At 72.9% G+C, this 19,983-nt stretch carries 21 protein-coding genes and 1 riboswitch; of the genes, 15 read left to right on the top strand and 6 right to left on the bottom strand.

What is annotated here, in order from left to right:
- From KZX60_RS06475 to KZX60_RS06440, 8 genes are all read left to right on the top strand, one after another.
- Nucleotides 1–509, top strand: a 509-nt coding sequence (locus KZX60_RS06475; protein ID WP_248116622.1) for a hypothetical protein, incomplete at its 5' end; no start/stop codon positions are given.
- 176 nt (nt 510–685) lie between these two features.
- Nucleotides 686–838 carry a hypothetical protein gene (locus tag KZX60_RS06470; protein WP_248116620.1) on the top strand — a complete coding sequence of 51 codons (153 nt, stop codon included), beginning with the start codon at nt 686–688 and terminating at the stop codon, nt 836–838.
- A 130-nt stretch (nt 839–968) separates the two neighbouring features.
- Nucleotides 969–1,265 (top strand): hypothetical protein, encoded by a 297-nt coding sequence (locus tag KZX60_RS06465; protein ID WP_248116618.1) that lies wholly within the window; start codon nt 969–971, stop codon nt 1,263–1,265.
- Nucleotides 1,262–1,468: a hypothetical protein gene (locus tag KZX60_RS06460; RefSeq protein ID WP_248116616.1), complete on the top strand. Its 207-nt coding sequence runs from the start codon at nt 1,262–1,264 to the stop codon at nt 1,466–1,468. The genes KZX60_RS06465 and KZX60_RS06460 overlap by 4 nt, the downstream gene beginning before the upstream one ends.
- Nucleotides 1,465–1,674 carry a hypothetical protein gene (locus KZX60_RS06455; protein WP_248116613.1) on the top strand — a complete coding sequence of 70 codons (210 nt, stop codon included), beginning with the start codon at nt 1,465–1,467 and terminating at the stop codon, nt 1,672–1,674. The genes KZX60_RS06460 and KZX60_RS06455 overlap by 4 nt, the downstream gene beginning before the upstream one ends.
- A 33-nt stretch (nt 1,675–1,707) precedes the next feature.
- A complete protein-coding gene (locus KZX60_RS06450; protein WP_248116611.1) occupies nt 1,708–2,517 on the top strand; it encodes a hypothetical protein in 810 nt (269 codons plus the stop codon).
- A 677-nt stretch (nt 2,518–3,194) separates the two neighbouring features.
- On the top strand, nt 3,195–3,593 hold the full coding sequence (locus KZX60_RS06445; RefSeq protein WP_248116609.1) for a terminase: 399 nt from the start codon (nt 3,195–3,197) through the stop codon (nt 3,591–3,593).
- A complete protein-coding gene (locus tag KZX60_RS06440; RefSeq protein ID WP_248116607.1) occupies nt 3,593–3,886 on the top strand; it encodes a hypothetical protein in 294 nt (97 codons plus the stop codon). The genes KZX60_RS06445 and KZX60_RS06440 overlap by 1 nt, the downstream gene beginning before the upstream one ends.
- A gap of 584 nt (nt 3,887–4,470) precedes the next feature.
- Here KZX60_RS06440 and KZX60_RS11990 read toward each other — a convergent pair.
- Together KZX60_RS11990 and KZX60_RS06435 are read right to left on the bottom strand one after the other, a co-directional pair.
- Nucleotides 4,471–4,599, bottom strand: coding sequence for a hypothetical protein (locus tag KZX60_RS11990; RefSeq protein WP_282442645.1), 129 nt, complete (start codon nt 4,597–4,599; stop codon nt 4,471–4,473).
- 138 nt (nt 4,600–4,737) lie between these two features.
- Nucleotides 4,738–5,364, bottom strand: a complete 627-nt coding sequence (locus tag KZX60_RS06435; RefSeq protein WP_248116605.1) for a DUF4126 domain-containing protein — start codon at nt 5,362–5,364, stop codon at nt 4,738–4,740.
- Nucleotides 5,365–5,495: 131 nt separating this feature from the next.
- Here KZX60_RS06435 and KZX60_RS06430 point away from each other — a divergent pair, with 131 nt between their 5' ends.
- The 4 genes from KZX60_RS06430 to KZX60_RS06415 all read left to right on the top strand — a co-directional run bounded on the left by KZX60_RS06430 (nt 5,496) and on the right by KZX60_RS06415 (nt 9,140).
- Nucleotides 5,496–6,386, top strand: a complete 891-nt coding sequence (locus tag KZX60_RS06430) for a hydroxymethylpyrimidine/phosphomethylpyrimidine kinase (protein WP_248116604.1) — start codon at nt 5,496–5,498, stop codon at nt 6,384–6,386.
- 240 nt (nt 6,387–6,626) lie between these two features.
- A complete protein-coding gene (locus tag KZX60_RS06425; RefSeq protein WP_248116601.1) occupies nt 6,627–7,355 on the top strand; it encodes a peptidase dimerization domain-containing protein in 729 nt (242 codons plus the stop codon).
- 90 nt (nt 7,356–7,445) lie between these two features.
- Nucleotides 7,446–8,486: a hypothetical protein gene (locus KZX60_RS06420; protein WP_248116599.1), complete on the top strand. Its 1,041-nt coding sequence runs from the start codon at nt 7,446–7,448 to the stop codon at nt 8,484–8,486.
- Between the two features lie 162 nt (nt 8,487–8,648).
- Nucleotides 8,649–9,140, top strand: coding sequence for a hypothetical protein (locus KZX60_RS06415; protein WP_248116598.1), 492 nt, complete (start codon nt 8,649–8,651; stop codon nt 9,138–9,140).
- Here KZX60_RS06415 and KZX60_RS06410 read toward each other — a convergent pair whose 3' ends face one another.
- The 3 genes from KZX60_RS06410 to gcvP all read right to left on the bottom strand — a co-directional run bounded on the left by KZX60_RS06410 (nt 9,141) and on the right by gcvP (nt 14,279).
- Nucleotides 9,141–9,986, bottom strand: coding sequence for a nuclease (locus KZX60_RS06410; RefSeq protein ID WP_248116596.1), 846 nt, complete (start codon nt 9,984–9,986; stop codon nt 9,141–9,143).
- Nucleotides 9,987–10,146: 160 nt separating this feature from the next.
- Nucleotides 10,147–11,313, bottom strand: a complete 1,167-nt coding sequence (gene gcvT / locus KZX60_RS06405) for a glycine cleavage system aminomethyltransferase GcvT (RefSeq protein ID WP_248116594.1) — start codon at nt 11,311–11,313, stop codon at nt 10,147–10,149.
- Between the two features lie 14 nt (nt 11,314–11,327).
- On the bottom strand, nt 11,328–14,279 hold the full coding sequence (gene gcvP, locus KZX60_RS06400; protein WP_248116592.1) for an aminomethyl-transferring glycine dehydrogenase: 2,952 nt from the start codon (nt 14,277–14,279) through the stop codon (nt 11,328–11,330).
- A 161-nt stretch (nt 14,280–14,440) separates the two neighbouring features.
- Nucleotides 14,441–14,561, bottom strand: a riboswitch (glycine riboswitch).
- 207 nt (nt 14,562–14,768) lie between these two features.
- Between gcvP and KZX60_RS06395 the strand changes: the two genes are divergently transcribed.
- The 3 genes from KZX60_RS06395 (at nt 14,769) to KZX60_RS06385 (ending at nt 18,795) form a co-directional block, all read left to right on the top strand.
- Nucleotides 14,769–16,709: a metallophosphoesterase gene (locus KZX60_RS06395; RefSeq protein WP_248116590.1), complete on the top strand. Its 1,941-nt coding sequence runs from the start codon at nt 14,769–14,771 to the stop codon at nt 16,707–16,709.
- Nucleotides 16,710–16,832: 123 nt separating this feature from the next.
- Nucleotides 16,833–17,921: a putative sulfate exporter family transporter gene (locus KZX60_RS06390; RefSeq protein ID WP_248116588.1), complete on the top strand. Its 1,089-nt coding sequence runs from the start codon at nt 16,833–16,835 to the stop codon at nt 17,919–17,921.
- Nucleotides 17,922–18,027: 106 nt separating this feature from the next.
- The gene (locus tag KZX60_RS06385; protein ID WP_248116586.1) at nt 18,028–18,795 is read left to right on the top strand and encodes a YoaK family protein; all 768 of its coding nucleotides are present in this window, start codon (nt 18,028–18,030) and stop codon (nt 18,793–18,795) included.
- On the opposite strand, the gene KZX60_RS06380 is transcribed toward KZX60_RS06385, so the two are convergent.
- Complete coding sequence (locus KZX60_RS06380) at nt 18,743–19,924, bottom strand: acyl-CoA dehydrogenase family protein (RefSeq protein ID WP_248116584.1); 1,182 nt, start codon at nt 19,922–19,924, stop codon at nt 18,743–18,745. The two genes, KZX60_RS06385 and KZX60_RS06380, sit on opposite strands and share 53 nt — an antisense overlap.
- Nucleotides 19,925–19,983 lie beyond the last annotated feature (59 nt).

The raw sequence follows: 19,983 nt of genomic DNA, 5'->3' as shown, positions 1-19,983 counted from the left end.
ACGTCACCAAGTCCACGGAGGGCCGGGGGCGATTCGCTATCGGTGCTCAGGCGAAACTCTCCGCCCTGGACGGTGCCTCATTCCTCGTGGAGCCGCTGGCCCCCCTGGGGGTGGGAATGGCCGGCAAACTCGCCGTTCGGATCGGCAAGGATCGGCCCGGGCGGGTGCGACCTCACGGCGGGAGCTGGCGGAAGTCGGACCGCACTCAGGCCGTCGCCGTCGCGCTGATCGACTCGACCGACCCGTCGCGGATCGTGTTCACGCTGGAAGCCCCGGCCCGCGAGGTGGACCCCGAGGCGCACGCCGCCCAGGTGGACGCCGACCGGCGCGCCGCAGTCCTGGCATGGGTCCGTGACTCCCCGAGCCCGCCGAGCCTGAACAGCATCATCTCCGCAGTCCCCGGGCGGAAGGCGGACACGGTGGCGACGGTCCGGGACCTCGTGGAAACGGGAGAGCTACTGACGTCTCCCGGCCCGAAGCGTTCGACCCTTCATCATCTGCCCGACTGAGGCCCCCGAGTGGGTCCGGGTCCCGCTCTTAGAGAGCGGGACGGGGACCCACTCACGGGACCCGGTTCCCAGTGACCCGGACCCACTGGGACCCACTGGGACCCACTCACCCCCCCAGACGCCCCCGAGCATCCCTGCGATGCCGGGGCCGTCGTCGTCCCCAGAAAGGCCCAACGATGACCGACACACCGAACACCGACCGCCCAAGCGCAGAGGACAACATGCGCCAGCAAGTGCGCTTCCACATGGACCGCGCCGAGCGTTTCCGCATCCGCGCCGAGAAGGCCGAGGCCGAACTAGCCCAGCTGAAGAAGGAGCCCCACTCGTGAGCACCCCCTCCCGGCCTACACCGAAACACGCCGCCGTCACCGCACTGGAACGCATAGCCGCTGAACTCTCGTACCTGCGGAATGAGTGCGACAGCATCCGCTACGCCCTCGACCGATCCCGGGAGCGCCCATGAGAGCCCGCCCCACGTACACCGATGCCGACGTCCGCCGGTTCGTAGCCCTCGCCCGTGGTGGCCGGGACTCCCGGCGCGAGCGTCACGCGGCCATGCGACGGCACCCGGCCGGTACCGCCCTGGACACGGGTACTCGCGTGCTCACCGGCCCGGCGCCGATTCCGCGTGACTGGCCCGAGCTGCACAACCCCGAGCCCGTCACCACGCGCCCACGGCCCACCCTGACCGCCGCGGACGGCACCGCCGAGCCGCCCCTCCCCGCGTCCGATCCCAGCGAACCGGGGGACCGATGAGGTTGCTCCGCCTGGACACCGTGCGCCCCTGGCAATGGCGCATCGGCACCCGCACTGAGGACGGCGTGGGCCTGTTCTACCAGGGCCGACTCACCGGCCACCTGAGCACCGCCGAGGCCCGCCAGCTTGCCGACGCGCTGCACGACGCCGCCGACGCCGTAGAGACCCCTGATCCCGACCCCTACCCAAAGGAATACCGATGAACCCCGACACCACCCCCCGCGACCTCGAAGTTCTCGTCCCCGAGCACGGAACGCTCCACTTCCACGGCGCGCACCTTCAGGCCGTCAATCGCTCCGGCGTCCTGAACATCACGCGCGGCGACGACGTTGTCCTCGCCGTCATCCGCGACTGGATTTATTGGCGCGTCGTCACTGCCGGTTCCGGCCCCGACGCCGCGACTCTCTGACCTGCCATCACCCCCTAACGAAAGGCATTCGCCATGAACCTCAACGACCACTCCAGCATCGCCCTTGCCCCCTACCGCCTGGCCCTGAACATGCTCGGCATCCCCGAGCCTGAGCACACCCCCAGCGACACCGACCCGTCCAAGTTCACCGCCATGCCGGCCAAGGTGAACGCCGCCGCCATCGACGCTATCGACGCGGGCCGTGACCCCCTGGACGATCCCGCCGTGCTCCGTGCCGTCGTGGCCGAGCGACTTGGCGCGGGCGGTTTCTACGAGGCCATGAAGGCACGCGAGGACGCGGCCTACATTCAGAAGTTCAAGGACGCGGCCCCCTCCCTCCGCGCTCAGGTGATCGAGAAGTTCGACGCCGCCGTTCAGGACATGAAGAACGCCGCCGCCACGCTGGGCTACTTCGACCTGCGCGCCCCGCTGACCATCGCCGCCGGGATGACCCCCGAGGATGCGGCCACGACCGCCACCACCATGCGGGCGCACGCAACGGTGGAGCTGATCCGCGAGCAGTGGGGGAACCTGATCGTGATGGATAGCAACATGCCCCACCCGAATGACTCCATGCGCCCGCTGCTGTGGATGGACCTCAGCGCTACTGAGCTGGATGAGTGGCACCACCAGCGGAACGTGATCATCACGGACACCAACACCCCTGAACACAAGATGGGTCAGGTCACCTCGTGGGACGCCGTTCATGCCGGTTACACGCTCTCTCTCGCTAAGGATGCCGCCGCCTTCCAGGCGCGGGTGAAGCGTGTGGAGGACGAGAAGGCCGAGGAGTTGGAGCGTCGCCGACGGGAGGCTCAGGCGCGCGGGTCCATCGTCCTGTGACCGCGTGAAGATCGGGCGTCAACATCACGGCGGGCCGCTCACCATGAGCGGTGCTGAATGAAGGATGGGAGCCTGGTCCGGCTGCGATCGTCCTGCGCCACGGGGAAAACAACGGCACGCGACCCCGAAAGGCAGTCGCCCTCCTTCCACTTGCCGTTGCCCGTCACCTGCCGTCGCCGTGCTTGTCCTCGTGATGAGCACGGCGGCGGCATTCACCCCGCTCATCGTCGTGACGTAGAAGGGGTACCCCCTACCCCTCCCCGCCCCCCGTGCTGGCGCTCCCTGTCGGTGTAGTGGCACACGCACAGGCCAAATCCGCAGATCCCACGCTTTTCCACACATGCCCGCCCGCCGCGTCCACGACGGCGCGCACGCTCAACACGCTCACGCACTGCCCACTGCCCCGATGCGCCGTCTCGAATCCGAGGGGGTGCGGGGGGAGGGTCCCCTCCCCGCTGTTCTCGTGCCCTGCGTGTCTAGCGAACTCCCTCTTAGGGTGTGGATGATTCGCCCTGTCCCAGACGGCCCTAGCGGCCCCTATGACGCCCGTTCATGGCCTGTCTGACCCTCTGCTCACCGCCGTCTCGCGCGCCGTTCTACGGGCCACACAGCAGCGCGTCCTGCCGCGTGATTGTGCCGTTCCCGGGCACTTTGACGGCCCCTGATTCTTGCCGGCCATGTCCGGCCACCACCTGCCCCTGAAGGAGTACACCACCATGACGACACATGTAGACGAGTACGCCGCCCCGCGTGCCCCTCGTGGGCTGAAAGCGGGCGGTAAGCGCCTGTGGAGGGCTGTTGCGGATGAGTTCGAGTTGGCCGAGCACGAGTTATCGGTGCTGTTGCAGGCGGCGCGGACTGTGGACGCCCTGGACGAGCTGGAGCGCATCGTGAACGCCGAGGGCGTCACGCACGAATCGCCCCAGGGCGTGCGGGCGCATCCGGCACTCGTGGAGGCCCGTCAGCAGCGGGTGACGCTGGCGAAGCTGGTTGCCTCTCTGCGTATCCCGCTGGAGGACGAGCAGCAGGCCGGGCGGCTGCCACAACAGCGCGTCGGTATCCGGGCGGTGAAGTGATGCGCCGTCGTGAACGTGCCGCCCCTCCCGTACTGGATGCCTACTACCGCACGGGCGCATTCCCCGAGTTCGACCCCTCCGCGTGGGAGGGGGACACGCTCTATGCGCGCTGGGAAGCGTGGCTCAACTCCCAGGCGTGGGCCGACTCTCTGACCGCCGATGACCTGAGCGCGTGGTGCGACCACGCCGAGGCTCTAGCGCCGCCGATGGTGGGGGAGGACTGGACGCGCACGGTGGGCGTGGATGTGCGCCGAGGTGGCCGCGTGGTGACCGCCGGAGTCCCCCAGGCATGACGGTGCCCCCGGCCTTGAAACGGGATCGACCGAGGGCACCTAACGCCGCCAGGCCAGCGGAGGGGGGATGCGGCGGGCGGCGCTGAGGACAACCTAGCGCAGCCTGGCGACGTGGGCGTGAGTTGTCCACAACGCGAACAGAAACAATGGCCCCGGCCCTCCCATTGCGGGATGGGATGGTCGGGGCCATTCGTGTTTCCGGGGGTGCGGGTGGTGTTCTACTGCCAGGGCTGGACTAGGTGCGTGGTTGCCAGGCCCCTACGGGGCTAGTGGAGCCCTACGGGCCCAGGTCTCCCGGTCCCTCACTCCAGACGACCCGCCGCCCTCCGCCCCCGCTCTGCGACATTCGCCCACGGCGAGTAGACCCCCCACCATCGGCAGGGTGTCTCTCATGTGGCCCTAGGGCTGGCCGTCGACTGGCCGCCCCTCGCCCGGCGGTTCGGACGATTCGGGAGGGGTGTCACCGCGCCCTCATGATTGGCAGCACAGAGGGCTGTAGACGCTGGAGGATCACGCTGTGACCTCGTGCCGCCCACCGTCACGACGGCGGACAGGACGCGGCCCCGCGTGCGGGGGCCGTTCGGTCACATGGGGCCGGTCCAGATCGAGGGCAGGAACAGCACGACAAAGCCCGCCGCCGTGAGCGCCGTGGAGACGACGGCGCGGGCAACGGGCTGGAGAAGCTGGGGGAGGGTACGGGTACGCTGGGGCACGTCATCACGTCCTAGATCGTGGTGGCCAAGCCCCGGAGGATGGCCGTCCTGCCGGGGCACTTATTTGTCGTGGGGTAGTCACGCCCTACCCGTGGAGCGCAAAGCACCTGGTCAGACCCCTAATGGACTAGATGAGGATCATGCGGTCCATTCTGACCCACCCGGGGCGGCAGCGGCACGGCCTCGCGTCCGCCGAGCGCGGAACCGCCGGGCCAGCAGCCACAGGCCCACGACGACGGCGACCACCAGCACGGCGACCAGCACCGGCAGGAACAGCGCGGCCGCGACGAGGCCGGCGGCCGAGACGTCCTCGGCCGCCGAGAGCACGGGCGCGGCGGCCCCCACCGTGACCGTGTTGGCGCCCACGCGCGTGCCGGCCTTGGCCAGGTGCACCGCGAGCGCGATGCCCGCGCCGATGATCACCGGCACCCAGCCGGACCCGGCGAAGAGGGTGCCGGGGTCGTGGACCGCCGTCGTCTCGGCGCCGACGCCGGAGGCGAACACGATGCCGCCGGCCGCGGGACGCACGACCGTCTGGACGACGTCGTTGACCGCGTCCACCCCGGGGATCTTGTCCGCGACGAGCTCGAGCGCGAGCAGGACGCCGAGGATCCAGAGGGAGGCGTCGGCGGACAGCCACGTCCAGCCCGCGGGCAGGTCGACGAGCCCCGTGAACCGGTCCAGCAGACCCAGGGCGAACAGGGGGATGTAGGCGTTGAGCCCGGCCGAGGTGGCCAGGCCCGTGCCGGTGAGGAACTCGAGCACGTCCGTCCCCTTCCTTCGCGGGTCGCTCGGGGCGCCCGGGCGGACGCTCCGGGTCCGAGGACCCTCGCTCCCCAGTGAACACCGCCGGCCGTCGGGCGCTTCCCGTCCGGGGTCGGTCCTACCATGGGCGCATGCCCCAGACCGCGCACTCCCCCCAGCACTCCGCGTCCGCCCCCGCGCTCGCCCTGGCCATCGCCGGATCGGAGGCCACCGGCGGCGCCGGTGCGCAGGCCGACCTGAAGACGTTCCAGGAGCTCGGAGTCTTCGGCGTCGTCAGCCTGACGTGCATCGTCTCCTTCGACCCGCAGGACGAGTGGAGCCACCGCTTCTTCCCCGTGCCCACCGCGGTGCTCGCGGATCAGCTGGAGGCGGTGCAGGCGGACTACGCCGGCCGTCTGCGCACCGTGAAGCTCGGCATGATGGGCTCCCCGGAGACCGTCCGCACCACCGCCGAGGCGCTGAAGCGCCAGGAGTGGGACCACGTCCTGCTGGACCCGGTGCTGATCTGCAAGGGCCAGGAGCCGGGCCACGCGCTGGACACGGACCGGGCCCTGAGGGACGAGCTGCTCCCGCTGGCCACCTTCACCACCCCGAACCACTTCGAGACCGAGCAGCTCTCCGGCATGACCGTGCGCACCGTGGAGGACCTGACCGCCGCCGCCGAGCGAATCCACGAGATCTCCGGCGCGGCCGTGCTCGCCAAGGGCGGCATGCACATCGCGGGCCCGGACGCCGTGGACGTGTTCGTGGACGGGGACACCGTGGAGGTGCTCGTCCACCCGAAGATCGGGGAGGCCGGCGTCTCCGGCGCCGGCTGCTCGCTGGCCGCCGCCGTCACCGCCGAGCTCGCCAAGGGCGCCACCCCACTCGAGGCCGCCCGTCGCGCGAAGGAGTTCGTGGCCGCGGGCATCGCCCAGGCCGTGGAGGGGGCCACCCCGTTCGCCGCGCTGTGGCAGGGCGGCCTGCGGAGGGCGCACGACCCCGTGCGCCCGACTGTGGCACCGGGCGGCGGGCGCGCGTGAGCGGGCGGTCGCACGCGTGAGCGTGGGCGCATCCCCCACCCCGCTCGCAGGTCTGGACCTGGCGGTCGCGACGGCCCTGCAGGTGGACCCCCGCGCCAGCTGGCGACGGATCGCCACGGTGCTCGGCGCCCCGGAGCGCACGGTGGCCCGCCACGGGGCGGCGCTGCTGGAGTCCGGAACGGTGCAGGTGGCCGGGATGCCGGCGCCGCCGCGCTGCTCGAGGACGGACTGTGGAACCGGGTGCCCCGCCCCGCCGCCGTGCTGGGCCAGCACGTCATGCCGGCGCGGGCGGGCACCGTCCACTACGTCACCGGCGACGCGATGTCCCTCGCCGACTCCTTCCGCGTGACCTTCCGCGGCCGGGGGGCGCACGGGTCCATGCCGGAGCGCTCGATCGACCCCATCCTCCTGGCCGCCCACGCGGTGACGCGGCTGCAGGGGGTCGTCTCCCGCGAGGTGGCCCCGTCCGATCGCGCGGTCGTCACGGTGGGGACCTTCCACGCCGGGCTCAAGGAGAACGTCATCCCGGACACCGCGGAGATCGCGCTGAACGTGCGCACGCCCACGCCCGAGGTCCGCGCGAAGGTCTCCGCGGCGATCCACCGGATCCTCACGGCCGAGGCGCTGGCCTCCGGCGCCCCCGAACCCGAGATCGTCCGGTACAACTCGTTCCCCCGCACCCACAACGACGTCGAGCTCACCCCGTCCGTGATGGACGCGCTGCGCGCGGAGCTGGGGGCCGAGGCCGTCACCGAGATGCCGCCGCTGATGGGCTCGGAGGACGTCGGGGCCCTCGCCGACGCGCTCGGCGTCCCGCTGGTCTACTGGTTCCTGGGCGGATTCGAGGGCGACGAGCTCGAGGACAACCCCGCCAACCACACCCCGCAGTTCGCCCCCGTGCTGGAGCCGACCCTGACCACGGGCGTCCACGCCGCCCTCGCCGGGATCCTGCACGTGCTCGGCCGCTGAGCCGGGCGGGCGGGACCGGTGCCGCCGCGGGCGGGACGAGGGAGCCGCCAACCCGGGACACCCCGCGGGGTCATGGCACAGACTGGGGTCATGGACACTCATCGCCCCGCCACGTCCGGCGCCCCCGTCCCCCCGGCCGACGACCTCGGCCTGACCGCCCCCGCCGACGTCATGGCCACCCGCACCACCCCGGCCCCGCCGGTCGTGGTGGAGACCCGCGTCCCCGCCCAGGAACGCGTCGAGCGCACCGTGGACGTGCGCACCACCACGCCCGAGCCCCCGGTCGTGCGCACCGTGGTGACCGGCACCGACGCCCCGACCCGCCGCGTGGAAGAGTCCTCGGAGTCCTCTCGCCTCCCCTGGCTGCTCGGCGGCGGCGCCCTCGCCACCGGCGCCCTCGCCACGGCGGTCGCCGCGGCCGTGCGTCACGCCCGCACCCCGGAGCCCACCCCCATGGAGCGCCTCCTGCGACCCGAGGCCTACGGCCCCGCCCTCGCGGCCCTCGCGGCCACGGTCGCCGCCGCCGTCGGGCTCACCCGCTCCGCGCGCTCCCGCCGCCGTGAGGACGTGGCCGAGGGCGTGTATTCCTACGCCCCCCTCGTGGCCACCGCGGAGACGGACCGCCGCCCCGCCGTGGAGGACGCCTACGTGCCCCTCGCCACGGACGTCACGGACGAGGCCGACGACGCGGTGGAGACCGCGCCCGTGCCGGTGGAGGCGCGCGTTTTGGTGGAGACGCTGCTGGACCCCACGCTCTTCGAGGGCCGTGATCTGCCCGGCGCGGCCGCCCTGCGCGCCCAGCTGCCGCACATGCGCACCGTCGCCGACGCTGTCCGCATCCCCGCCGACGGCGACGCCGAGGGCATCGACTGGCTCCCCCTCGTGGTGGAGGTGGAGGAGGACGTGGAGCGCGCCGTGCCCCACGACTTCACCTGGCCCGTGCGCGGCCACTTCACCCATGAGGGCCAGCCGTTCGAGCTCACCCTCCTGGTGATCGACGGTGAGCTGGGCGCCCTGACCGTCTCCCCCGATGAGGAGTCCGGCCGCCTCGTGTGGGACGAGATCCCCACGGTGCAGACCTGGCCGGGCGTGCACCAGCTGTCCTTCGAGGTGGACGGCGAGCGCCGCTGACACCCTGGACGACCGGCGTGGGGGGGGGGGGGGGGGGGGCGGGGGGGGGGGGGGCCCGCCGCGCCCCCCCACACAACCCCCCCCCACCGGCCCCCCGCGGGGCGGGGCCCCCCCCCACTCGGGGGGGCCGCCCCCCGACGTCGTCCAACCACGGAGTGCCCCATGACCACCCCCGCCCCGGTCAAGTCCACCGCTCGCGCCCGCCGCGCGGCCCAGCGCGCCGCCGCGGGCCCGCGTCCGCGCCTGCGGATGGGCCTCAACGGGTTCCTCGTGGCCTGGCTCGCGCCGAACCTGGTGATGGCGGCGATCGTGGCGGCGCTCTCCCTCATCCCGGGGCTCCAGGAGTTCGGCAGCCTCACGCCGCTGCTGAGCGTGGTCGGGATCGCGGGCCTCGTGGTGGGCCTGCCGCTGTGCCTGCTCGTCAACGTGGCCTTCCGCCACGTCACCAACCAGTGGGTCCACGTGCTGGCCTACGCCCTCGTGGGCATGCTCTACGGGCTCGTGGTGCTCACGCAGGGCGCCGGGGGCGTGCTGCCGATGCTCATCCCGGTGATCGGGTTCCCGGCCGGCGTGCTCATGGGCCTGGGCCGCATGGCCGCCCGGCCGCTCGTGGACGTCGTGACGCCGGGCGCCGAGGATCCCGCCGCGGCGTGATCAGCCCTGCGCGACGAGCTCGTTGCGCTTCGCGTTGAGGTCCCGCAGCACCTGCAGGCCCTCGGAGACGACGGCGTCCGCCTTCTTCTGGAGGTCCTCCTTGGCCGGGGCCCACGCGAGGTCCGTGAAGGTGCCACGCGAAGCGTCGAGCTCGGCGATGTCCTGGCGCACGAGCCGCACCTCGTCCAGCGTGTCGGCGTACTCCACGGAGCGCTGGTCGATCGCGTCCACGGTGGCCTCGGCGCTCGTCGGCGCGTGCTCGAGGGCGTAGGAGGACTCGTAGAGCTCGTGGTTGAGCGTGCAGTTCTCCTCGACGTCGTAGAGCCCCGACCCCCGGCCGTTCGCGCTCTTCCGCGCCGTCTCGTTGGCCTGGGCGATCTCCTCCCGGAGACCACGGCCCACGCCCTCGCCGGTGGGGGCCGCCATGCCCGCCTCCGCCATGTCCACGTTCACGGTGGAGCCGGCGAGCGTGAACACCGCCGACTCGGTGCCCTCGGGCGCCCCGTGACGGCTCGTCTTGACGGTGGCCACGGCGCCCTGCGGCAGGCGGTCGCGCAGCCACGCGTACGACTCCTCGCCCAGGCAGAACTCGGTGCCGACGCGCAGGCCGTCCGGATTGCGCGGGGCCGCGGTCACACCGGCCATGACCAGGGTCTTCTGCTCCCCGCCCGCGTTCACCACCACGGTGTTGCCGTCCACCACGGAGACGATGTCCACGCGGGAGCGCTCGTCCACGATGCCCTTGAGCACGGAGAGCACCCCGAGGAGCAGGAGCAGGCCCGCCACCCCGAGGAAGATGAGCAAGCCCTTCTTGGGCACCCGGGCTTGAGCGGCGACGTGAGTCATGCGGACTTCCTGCAGGTGGGCGATGGAGGGTGGGGGACGACGACCGCCCCGCGGGCGGGGCCGTCGGGCCCGGAGGCCGAGTCTAGCGAAGCGCCCCGGACCTGCCGTGCGGCGGGTCCGGGGCGCCGCGGCGCCGGGTGCGCGCGAGGGCCCCCCGCGGTCAGCGCTCGCGTCGGTAGAACGGCAGCGGCACCACGGTGAAGGGCTCGCCCTTGCCGCGCAGGTCCACCTGGAGGGAGGTGCCCTCGGCGGCGTGCTCGCGGGCCACGCGGGCCATCGCGATCGGGAAGCCGAGCGTGGGGCTCGGGGCGCCCGAGGTGACCTCGCCGACCCGGTTGCCCTCGGCGTCGAGGACGGGATAGCCGTGGCGGGCGGCCCGGCGGCCCTCGCCGCGCAGGCCCACGAGGACCTCCTGGACGCCGTCGGCGCCCACGAGGGCGGCCTTGCCCACGAAGTCCGCCTCCTTGGCCGCCGGCACCGCGAAGCTCACACCGGAGGCGTGGGGCTGGTGCGCGGTGTCCAGCTCGTTGCCGTACAGCGGCATGCCGGCTTCGAGGCGCAGCGAGTCGCGGGAGGCGAGGCCGCACGGGGTGAGCTCGACGTCGGCGGCCTCGGCCGCCTGCAGCATCGCGTTCCACACGGCGGAGCCGCGGTCGCCCGCCTCCTGGCGGGAGTCCGCGGGCACGAACAGCTCGAAGCCGTCCTCGCCCGTGTACCCCGTGCGGGCCACGAGCACGGTGACCTCGCCGGCGTCGGTGGGGAGGCTCAGCGTGAGGTGGCCGTAGTACTTCAGGCCCGCCAGCTGCTCGGCCTGCGCGGGCATGGCGTGGGCCAGGATCGCCTCGGCGCACGGGCCCTGCACCGCCACGACGGCCGTGGAGGCGGACTCGTCCTCGACCGTCGCGTCCCACCCGGAGGCGCGCTGGTTCAGGGCCGTGTGCACCGCGGCGATGTTGCCGGCGTTGGGGACCACGAGGAAGTCGGGCTCGGAGCCCGCGGCGCCGTCGTCCCTGCGGTAGACGATCAGGTCGTCCAGGATCGTGCCGGCGTCCGTGAGGCAGAGCGCGTACTTGGCGCGGCCCGGCTTCAGCACGGAGAGCGTGCTGGAGAGGGCGTGGTCCAGCATGGCGCCGGCCTCGGGGCCGCTCACGCGGACCTCGCCCATGTGGGAGAGGTCGAACAGGCCCGCCGAGCCGCGGACGGCCTTGTGCTCGGCCAGCTCGGACCCGTACTTCAGGGGCATGTTCCAGCCGCCGAAGTCGGTGAAGGAGGCCCCGGCGGCCTCGTGGACCGGATGGAGCGGGGAGTTGCGCAGGGAGTCGGTCATGTCAGGTTCCTCTCTCAGTGGCCCAGGGACGCGGCGGCCGAGTCGGCGGCGGCCTCCTCGAAGGCCTCCGGCGGCGGGCACGAGCAGATCAGGTTGCGGTCGCCGTACGCGCCGTCGATGCGGCCCACCGGCGGGAAGTACTTGTCCATGCGCAGGCTCGGCACGGGGAACGCGGCCTTCTCCGGGGAGTAGGCGCGGTCCCACGACGAGGTGATGAGCGTGGTGGCCGTGTGCGGGGCCCGGCGCAGCACCGAGTCCTCGACCGTCTCCGGCGTCGTCTCGAGCATCTCGGCGTGGATGGCCGTCATGGCCTCGATGAAGCGCTCGATCTCGCCCAGATCCTCCGACTCCGTGGGCTCCACCATCAGGGTGCCGGCCACCGGGAAGGCGAGGGTCGGCGCGTGGAAGCCGTAGTCGATGAGGCGCTTGCACACGTCCTCCGCGGTCACGCCGGTCTTGGCCGTGAGCTCGCGCAGGTCGAGGATGCACTCGTGCGCCACGAGCCCGTCGTTGCCCGTGTACAGCGTGGGGTAGAGGTCCGCCAGGCGGCGCGAGATGTAGTTCGCCCCCAGCAGCGCGTGCTCGGTGGCGTCCTTCAGCCCCTCGGCGCCCATGAGGTGGATGTACGCCCAGGAGATGGGAAGCACGCCGGCGGAGCCGTGCGGGGCCGCCGTCATCAGCACGTCGCGGCTCGGGAGGTAGGGCTTGAGGTGCTCGCCCACCGCCACGGGCCCGACGCCGGGGCCGCCGCCGCCGTGCGGGATGCAGAAGGTCTTGTGCAGGTTCAGGTGGGAGACGTCGCCGCCGAACTCGCCCGGCTGGGCGAGGCCCACGAGCGCGTTGAGGTTGGCGCCGTCGATGTACACCTGGCCGCCGGCCGCGTGCACCGTCGCGCACACGTCCTTCACGTCCGCGTCGTACACGCCGTGCGTGGAGGGGTAGGTGATCATGATGGCGGCGATCCGGCCCTCGTTCGCCGCGATCTTGGCGTCGAGGTCGGCGGCGTCGATCGTGCCGTCCTGCGCGGTGGCCACCACGACCACCTTCAGCCCGGCGAGCACCGCGGAGGCCGCGTTGGTGCCGTGCGCCGAGGCGGGGATGAGGCAGACGTCGCGCTCGCCCTCGCCGTTGGCCAGGTGGAACTGGCGGATGGCCCACAGGCCCGCGAACTCGCCCTGCGAGCCGGCGTTCGGCGACACCGAGACGCCCGCGTAGCCGGTGATCTCGGCGAGCTTGTCCTCGAGGTCCTCGATGAGGAAGCGCCAGCCCTCGGTCTGGTGGCCCGGGGCGTACGGGTGGATCGAGCAGAACTCGGGCCAGGAGATGGCCTCCATCTCCGCGGTGGCGTTGAGCTTCATCGTGCACGAGCCCAGCGGGATCATGGTGCGGTCCAGCGCCAGGTCGTAGCCGGAGAGGCGGCGCAGGTAGCGCAGCATCTGCGTCTCGGAGTGGTGGCTGTTGAACACCGGGTGCGTCAGGAACGCGGAGGTGCGGCGCAGCTCCCGCGGGATGGCCGGGGTGGCCACGGCGCCGTCGTGCGCGCCGGCGGGCAGCGTCCCCGCGTCGAGGCCGAAGGCGGTGAGCACGGCGGCCAGGTCCGCGTCCACGGTGGTCTCGTCCGCGGCGATGCGCAGGGTGTCCGCGTCCACGAGGCGCAGGTTCACGCCGTTCTCCTCGGCGGCGCGCAGGATCTCCTCGGCGCGGCCGGGCACGTTCACCGTGAGGGTGTCGAAGAAGGCCTCGTGGGCGACCTCGACGCCGCCGGAGCGCAGCGCCTCCGCGAGGCGCACGGCCTGGCGGTGGGCGTGGCGGGCGATCGCGGCGATGCCCTGGGGGCCGTGGTAGACGGCGTACATGGAGGCGACGATGGCCAGCAGCGCCTGCGCGGTGCAGATGTTGGAGGTGGCCTTCTCGCGGCGGATGTGCTGCTCGCGGGTCTGCAGGGCCAGGCGGTAGGCGGGCTTGCCGGCGTCGTCGTGCGAGACGCCCACGAGGCGGCCCGGCATGGAGCGCTGCAGGCCGTCCTTGACCGCCATGTAGGCGGCGTGGGGGCCGCCGAAGAACAGCGGGACGCCGAAGCGCTGCGTGGAGCCGACCGCGATGTCCGCGCCCTGCTCGCCGGGAGGCGTGATGAGGGCGAGGGAGAGGATGTCCGCGGCCACGGTGACGAGGGCGCCGGCCTCCTTGGCCTGCGCGATCACGGCGGCGTGGTCGTGGAGGCGGCCGGAGTCGCCGGGCTGCTGCAGCACGACGCCGCACAGGCCCTTCTCCTCGACCTCGGCGCGGACGTCCTCGGGGATGCCGGCGGAGAGGTCCGCGACGCGCACGTCGATGCCCACGGCCTCGGCGCGCATCCGGACGACGGAGAGCGTCTGCGGGAAGAGGTCCGCGTCGAGGAGGGTGACGCCGTCGCCCTTCTTGCGGTTGGCGCGGTGCATCAGCAGCACGGCCTCAGCGGCCGCAGAGGCCTCGTCCAGCAGGGACGCGTTGGCGATCGGCAGGGCGGTGAGGTCCTGCACCATCGTCTGGTAGTTCAGGAGCGACTCGAGGCGGCCCTGGGAGATCTCCGGCTGGTACGGCGTGTAGGCCGTGTACCAGGCCGGGTTCTCGAGGACCTTGCGCAGGATCACGCCCGGGGTCACGGTGTCCGAGAAGCCCTGGCCGATCATCTGGGTCTTCATGACGTTGCGGCCGGCGATCTCGCGCAGGCGCTCCAGCACCGCCGCCTCGGTGAGGGGGGCGGGCAGGTCCAGCGGCCTGGGCTGGCGGATGCCGGCGGGCACGGCGGCGTCCACGAGGGCGTCCAGCGAGTCGTAGCCCAGCGTCTCGAGCATGTGGCGGACGTCCTCGTCACGGGCGCCGATGTGCCGGGCGACGAACGGGGCGGACGCGCCGTCGCGCGGCTCGAGGCCGTCCGTGGCGGGCGTGTCCGCCGTCGTCTGGGCTGCGGTCTGGGGGCTGGTCACGAGCTACCTCCGGGGGATCCTGCCGGTCACGGCGTGGTCTGCTCCTCCCCGCTCTGTCATGGACCTGAGAGTTTCCGCCAGCCTGAGGGGCCGGCTTGCACCGTCGGTGGCCCCTGCACGGCCGCGGGCGCGGGCGCGACAAGGACGCTTTCCAGAGCGCCTGACCCCTCGCGGTACGGGTGCCTGAGAGATTCCCGGGGAGGACTTGCTCCTTCGGCGGCCGACCGGCGCTCCGGGCCCGGCAGGGCACGGGGCGCGTCGACGCTCTCCCGCGGGGGGCATGCGGCGTGGCTCGAGTATCCCACACGGTGTCGCGCGGGACACAGAGGCCGGGTGGACGGTCGCCCGGCCGGACGGGGGCAGGACGACGGCGGGCGACCCGAGTTCACCCGCCCGACGCCGGCCGTCCACCTGACGCTGAGCCGCCCGCCGACTCCGGGGCGCAGGATCGGAGCCGCACCCTCGCCACCCACCCTCCCGGAGGCCACCGTGAACGCCCTGAACCCGACCTTCTCCCGCCGCACCGGCCTGCGCACCCTGGCCGCCGCCGTCGTCGCGGGCGCCGTGTCCACCGCGGCCCCCGCCGCCCTGGCGAAGACCGCCGCCGGCGCCTCGGCCGCCCCCGCCGGGGGCGACGGCTTCCGCGTCCTGCCCTACCTCATGGAGCCCACCGCCACCTCGATGGACCTCGTGTGGTTCTCCGAGCGCGGCGTGGCCGGCACCGTCGTCGTCTCCGGCCCGGGCCTGGGCAACAACCACGGCAAGGGCCGCACCCGCCCGGCGGGCACGCGCGTCTCCGCCCCCGAGCACCAGCCCCTGCTCGACTACACCGAGGCGGAGCTGGCCCAGAGCATCGAGGGCCTCGCCCAGGGCTCGTGGCTGCTGGGCGCGCAGAACTGGAAGCACCGCGTCTCCCTCACCGGCCTGAAGCCCGGCAAGGAGTACACCTACACCGTCACCCAGGGCGGGCAGCGCCACACCGCCACGTTCCGCACGGCCGACGCCGGCAACGGCTGGCACGACCTGCGCGTGATCGCCTTCTCGGACACCGAGACCGAGCCCTTCGGGCGCGTCGAGAACCGCGAGTGGGAGCTCAACCAGGTCACCCCCTACACCGAGGGCTCGCTGCCCCGCCCGGGCGAGGGCTCGCTGTGGCACCACACCTTCGGCTCCACGACGCGCTACGGCCAGTTCACGCTGAAATACCCCCTGACCCAGGACGTCGCGCTCACCGAGAACGTCCGCCACATCGAGGCCGCGGACCCGGACCTGCTGCTCGTGGCCGGCGACCTCGGCCAGGGCGGCGGCTACCAGCCGGGCTGGGACGAGTTCTTCCGCCACTTCGCGGGCGAGCTCTCGGACATCGCCTCGCATGTCCCGCTCATCACCTCGCTGGGCAACTGGGAGACCTTCGCCTCGATCAACGGCGGCTACGGCACCCCCGAGGACCGCTCCCCCGTGGTCCGCTCGCGCAACAAGTACCACGCCTACTTCGAGCGCACCGGCGCCGGCACGGACCAGGAGAACCCGCAGTACCGCGGCTCCTACTACCGCACCGACCACGGGCCGCTGACGATCCTCACGCTGGACTCCACGAACGGCGTGCCGGACGAGTCCGTGGGCGCGGGCCTGCTCTCCGGCGAGACGTTCTCGGGCGACGACCGCAACCTCACGGCCGAGCGCATGCCGACCGACACGCAGGGCTCGTTCACCCAGGCCGCCTACGAGGAGGCCTTCACGGAGGTCTTCCCCGGCACCACCGCCGCGGACGCCGACCTCCCCGTGTTCAACCCCGGCCACGACCAGTGGGCCTGGGCGGAGCGCCAGCTCGCCGACGCGCGGGCGAAGGGGCAGATCATCATGGTCGAGTTCCACCACGCGCCCTACTCCGTGGGCGTGCACGGCACCCCGCCGAACCACGAGTTCCCGGACGACCAGTCCGGCGTCGCGATGCGCGTGTACACGCCGCTGCTGGAGAAGTACGGCGTCGCCGTCGTCATCTCCGGGCACGACGAGATGTTCCAGCGCTCGTGGGTGGACGCGGACGGCGACGGCCGCGGCTTCCACGCCTACGACGTGGGCGTGGCCGCGGACGGCCTGCGCGGCGAGCAGTACGCCAAGAACGCGGCGGGCGAGTACGTCCCGGTGCGCTTCAACACCCACATGGAGTGGACCGCCAACACGCACGAGCCCGAGACCTGGGCCGACGTGGACGGCGTGCGCCAGCTCGTGGACGGCGGCATGCACTACGGCCACCTGCAGATCGACCTGAGGCGCCGCGGCCAGGAGGCCGAGATGACGCTGACGCCGATGTACGTGTTCCCGATCCTGGACGCCCAGTACCGGCTGGTGCGCACGGAGCGCCGCGCGTACGACGACGTCCAGGTGGTCCGCTTCGACCGCAGCGGAGTGCCGAAGCCGCGCCGCTGACGGACACCGGTCCCCTTCGCCGACCCTGAGGTCCGTGCCGCGACGTCGAGGGCGTTGCGGCACGGACCTCAGGGTGGGCGCACCGGCGCAGCCGTGTCGCGCGGCCTCCCCTAGGGTGGCCCCGTGCGCGCATCACCCTCCTCCACCCCCAGGTCCGCCCCGCAGCCGACGGCCGGCCCCGCCCGCCTCGCCTGGCTGCCCGGCCTCGCGGTCTGCACGGTGCTCGGCGTCGTCTGCGTCCTGATCGCGACGACGGCGCGCCCCTGGATGCCCGCGCTCAGCCCACTGCTGCTCGCCATCCTCGTGGGCCTGGCGTGGCGGAACCTCGCCCCCGTGCCGGCGACCCTCGCCCCGGGCATCGCGGTCGCGGCGAAGCCGGTGCTGCGCGCGGGCATCGTCCTGCTCGGGCTGCAGCTGGTGCTCGCCGACGTGCTCGCGCTGGGCCCGGGCGTGATCGCGCTGGTGGTGGCCGCCGTCGGCCTCACGTTCGCGGCGACCGTGGCTCTGGGGCGCGCGCTGGGGCTGCCGTGGGACCTGACGGCCCTCGTGGCCTCGGGGTTCTCGATCTGCGGCGCGGCGGCCGTCGCCGGCGCGGACTCCGTGGTGCGCGCGCGCCGCGAGATGGCGGCCACGGCGATCGGCCTCGTGGTGCTGTTCGGGACGCTCATGATCCCGCTGATTCCGCTGCTCACCGGTGCGCTCGGGCTCGACGAGCGGGTGGCCGGGCTGTGGATCGGCGCGTCCACGCACGAGGTCGCCCAGGTGGTGGCGGCCGGCGGGCTCGTCGGCCCGACGGCACTCTCCGTGGCGGTCACCGTGAAGCTCGCGCGCGTCGTCCTGCTCGCGCCGGTCATGACGGGCCTGGCCTGGTGGGAGCGGCGCCGTCCGGCCGGGTCGGCCACGGGCGAGGACGCCGCCGTCCCGGGCGCGGATCCGGCCGCGAGCGCCACCCGGCCACCGCTCGTGCCGTGGTTCGTGCTCGGGTTCCTGGCCGCCGTCGCGATCCGGGCGACCGGCGTGCTGCCCGCCGGAGTCCTGGACGCCGTCGCCGTGCTGCAGCAGGTGCTGCTGGCCGCCGCCATGGTGGCGCTGGGCCTGAACGTGCACCTGCGCTCGATCGCCGCCGTGGGCCCGAGGCCGCTCGTGCTCGGCGCGGGGAGCACCGCCGTCGCGGTCGCCGTGGGCGGAGCGGGCGCGGCCCTGCTGGCGTGAGGGCGCCCGCTTCCGTGTGCGCAACGGGAGCTCCGGAGCAGGCCGCGTCGACGACCGGCGGCGCAACCCGCCCGCGTCCTCTGCGAGAGCGACCTAGGGTGACGACGTGCTCAACCTGCGCAGCCCCGAGCGCACCGTGCGCCGCAACCTCCACCTCGCCTGCGTCCTCACGGTGGTGGCGGGGATCCTCAACTCCGTCGGGTTCGTCGCCGTGGCTCGGTACACCTCGAACATGACCGGCATCGTCGCCTCGATGGCGGACGCGATCGCCCTGGGCCTGCCGGGCCTGGTGGCCGTGGGAGCACTCGCGCTGACGGCCTTCGTGCTGGGGGCGGTGGCCTGCGCGCTCGTCTTCAACTGGGGGCGGGTCCGGGGACTGCGCTCGCGCTACGCCAACATCCTGCTGCTCGAGGGCATGGGGATGCTGCTGTTCGGGCTGCTCGCCGAGCGCCTGCAGGACGCCCACCGGTCCGTGGTCGTGGTGGGTGTCCTCTGCTTCACCATGGGCCTCCAGAACGCGCTCATCACACGGATCGGCGAGTGGCCCGTGCGCACCACCCACATCACGGGCATGGTCACGGACATCGGCGTCGAGATCGGGAAGGCCCTCTACCGCAGTCCCGCGGACGCCGCGGACCCTGTCGTCGGGGAGCCGCGGCGCATCGCCGCCCTGGCCGGACTCGTGGCCCTGTTCTTCCTGGGAGGCATGGCGGGCGCCCTGGGGTACCTCTGGCTCGGCTTCGAGGTGGTGGTGCCCGTGGCCGCGGTGCTCCTGCTGATCGCCCACCGGCCCCTCGTCCAGGACCTGAGGGAGGCGTGGCTCAGACGAAGGCCGAGACGCCCGTCAGGGCGCGGCCCACGATCAGCGCGTTGATGCCGTAGGAGCCCTCGTAGCTGTAGATGGCCTCGATGTCGCCCATCATCCGGGAGACCTCGTACTCGCTGAGCAGGCCGTTGCCGCCGAAGGCGTCCCGGGCGAGGGCCGCGGAGGAGCGCGCCAGGCGCGTGGACGTGGCCTTGCCCATGGCCGCGTGCATCATGTCCATCGTCCCGGCCTCGTTGAGCCGGTGCACCTGCATCATCATCCCGGAGGCCGCCGCCAGGTTGCCGGCCACCTCGGCGATCTGGGACTGGATCATCTGGAACTTGGCGAGCGGGCGGCCGAACTGCCGGCGCTCCAGCGCATACGCCCGCAGCACGTCGAGCAGGCCCATCTGCACGCCCACCCCCTGCCAGCCCACCCACATGCGCGAGTCCCGCAGGAGGTCGCGCGTGGCGTCGAAGGTGGCCGCGCCGGGCAGCTGAGCGTCCAGCGGCAGGCGCACGTCCAGCGTGATGTCCGCGTTCTGCATGATGCGCAGGCCCATCTTCCCGGCGATCTTCGTGGCCTCGTAGCCGGGGGTGTCCGTGGGGACCACGAAGCCCTTGATCTCGCCGTCGGCCGTGTCACGCGCCCACACGAGCGCCACCTGCGCGATGGTCCCCGCGCCGATCCAGCGCTTGGCGCCGCGGATGACCCACTCGTCCCCCTCCCGCGTCGCGGTCGTCTCCAGCCCGCCCGCGATGTCCGAGCCGTGCTCCGGCTCGGTCAGGCAGAAGGCGCCGATCGCCTCGAACCGCTGGAGCGGCCCCTGCCAGCGGGCCTTCTGCTCGTCCGAGCCCAGCTGCACGATCATCCCGAGGTTCAGCTCGTTGTGGATGCCCACGAGCGCGGAGAGGGAGAGGTCCACGCGCGCGATCTCCGCGTGCACGAGGTGCTGGAAGAGCGCCGACGAGCCGTCCGTGAGCAGCCGCCCCAGGCCGAGCCCGGCCAGCCCGGGCAGGAGGTCGAAGGGGAACTCCTCGGCATCCCAGTACGGGGCCAGGCGCGGGCGGACCTGCGTCTGCAGGTGCTCCTCGATCGCCTCGAGTCGCGCGCGCTCGGCCTCGTCGAGGCCGTCCCGCAGACGGAGCAGGTCCACGTGCGGCAGGGCGGAGGGCGAGGGGGTGGCGGGGCTGGTCAACGGTGTCTCCTTCGGGCGCGGCGGACGCACGAGCCGGCGGCCGCCGACGTCTTCGCGTC

The organism is Micrococcus sp. EYE_212 (assembly GCF_023147585.1).
GTDB lineage: Bacteria > Actinomycetota > Actinomycetes > Actinomycetales > Micrococcaceae > Micrococcus.
This window is presented reverse-complemented; position numbering and strand designations above follow the sequence as displayed.